The organism is Streptomyces marinisediminis (genome assembly GCF_026262575.1).
Classification (GTDB): Bacteria; Actinomycetota; Actinomycetes; order Streptomycetales; family Streptomycetaceae; genus Streptomyces; species Streptomyces marinisediminis.
In genome coordinates this window covers 1-257 of record NZ_JAPKFL010000140.1, presented here as the reverse complement: position 1 = coordinate 257, position 257 = coordinate 1, and the positions used below count along the sequence as shown (strand labels likewise).

Annotated in this window: 1 protein-coding gene; it reads left to right on the top strand. The window is 74.3% G+C overall.

Annotated elements, in window-relative coordinates; genetic code table 11:
- Positions 1-29: 29 nt before the first annotated feature.
- The coding region (locus tag OSB71_RS24435; RefSeq protein ID WP_265950975.1) for a hypothetical protein at positions 30-257 on the top strand (228 nt) is incomplete at its 3' end.

The following is a 257-nucleotide window of genomic DNA, read 5'->3' as shown; positions in this document are numbered from 1 at the left end:
GGCGTGCGGCTGGTCGTGTGGTGACCTCGGTGGCGTGGGGTCCGTGGGCCGGTGGTGGACTGGTGCACGAGGGCGGTGAGGAGCAGTTGCGGCGCCGGGGTCTGCCGGTGATGGACCCCGAGCACGCGCTCACCGCCTTGGGGCAGGCCCTCGGCGGCCAGGCGGCCACCCTGACCGTCGCCGACGTCGACTGGGACCGCTTCACACCCCCCTTCACCGCCCTCCGCCCCAGCCCCCTCCTCAACGAACTGCCCGAG